At 67.3% G+C, this 1,473-nt stretch carries 1 protein-coding gene; it reads right to left on the bottom strand.

The genetic code is table 11. The features are described from left to right. Positions 1-111: 111 nt before the first annotated feature. Entirely contained in the window at positions 112-1,407 is a 1,296-nt protein-coding gene (locus FM051_RS49925; protein WP_158854983.1) for an IS701 family transposase, read from the bottom strand. Between the last annotated feature and the right edge of the window lie 66 nt (positions 1,408-1,473).

Here is a 1,473-nt window from a genome sequence, read left to right as displayed (position 1 = left end):
TAGTACTTTGTTAGGTCGTTGTGTGTCAAGGGAAGGGGCGTTTGCAGGTGTGGCACGCGCCGGCCATGGCGGTGAGGAGTTGTTGCAGTTCGCGGAGAACCGCGTAGATGGTCAGGCCGACGCATCCGCTTTTGGGTCGAGTCGCAGCATGGTGGCGAATGCTTGGGCGAGGACGGTGAGGGTGACATGGCGGTGCCAGCCCACGAAGGAGCGGCCTTCGAAGTGGTCGACACCCAGACCTGTCTTGAGTTCGCGGTAGTCGTGTTCGATGCGCCAGCGGATTTTCGCCAGCCGCACGAGGGTTTTGAGCGGGGTGCGGATGCTCATCGTGGACAGCCAGTACTTGACGGGTTCGGGCTTGTCCGGGGGCCATTCCGCGATGAGCCATTCCCCCGGCAGGCCGCCGTCGGCGGCGCGGGGGATGTGCCGGTTGGCGGGGCGCACGCGGATGGCCAGGAAGTGCGAGCACATCGCCGCGGTCGGGTTGTCCTTGGTCTTCCTGCTGCCGTTGCGCCAGGTGACCCGGCGGCAGGCGGCACGTCCCGCGGCCAGGGCCAGTTCCCGCAGAGTGACCGGCTCGTCGGGGTAGCGAGGCTTGGGCGGGCGGCCTCGGCCGGTCGACGGCACGGTGGCGGGTACCGCGTCGCCGGGGTGGGCGGTGGCGGTGGGATCGACCTGCAGGACGTAGTCCAGCCCGCGTTCGGTGAGTCCCAGCCGGAACTCGGTCGCGTCCCCGTAGCCGGAATCACCGACCACCGGCCGCTTCGGCAGACCCCACCCACCGACAGCCCCACCGACGGACTCGTCACCGGGCGGGGTGAGCATCTGATCGAGCATGTCCAGCGCCAGCCGCCACTTCTCCCGATGCCGGACCTCGTCGGGGATGGCGGCCCGCGTACGCCGATCACGCACCTGCGCGGCCGCCACCGGGTCGTCGATCCTGTGGTCATCCCACGAGGAAGGGCAGAACAGCCGCCAGTTCGCCGCCACCGACGCGGAATCGGTGACCATCTGCACGCTCACGCCGATCTGACAGTTACCGGTCTTGCCCAACGTGCCCGAGTACTGGCGGGCCACCAACGGCGAGGCCTTGCCGTCCTTCGGGAATCCGCTGTCGTCAACCACGTAGGCGTCCGGGGCGATCGCGTGCACCGCCCAGTTCGCCACGTTCGCCCGCACCCGCTCGTAATCCCACGTCGAGGAGGTGATGAACTGCTGCAACCCCTGATGATCCACGCCGAGCCGCTCGGCCATCGGCTGCATCGACTTCCGCGCCCCATCGGTCAGCAACCCGCGCACATACAACTCACCCTTGGCCCGCTGATCCGATCTCGGCAACACGCCCAGCATCTGCGCAGCGAACTCCACCAGCCGGGGCCGCACCCGCTCAATCTCCTCCGGAGTCACCCCGCAACCGAACCACCATCCACAATGGCCAATCAACTCGACACGCCGAAACTTAACAAAGTACTA

Origin of the sequence: Saccharothrix deserti, assembly GCF_009769385.1 — a bacterium.
Lineage (GTDB): Bacteria > Actinomycetota > Actinomycetes > Mycobacteriales > Pseudonocardiaceae > Actinosynnema > Actinosynnema deserti.
This window is presented reverse-complemented; position numbering and strand designations above follow the sequence as displayed.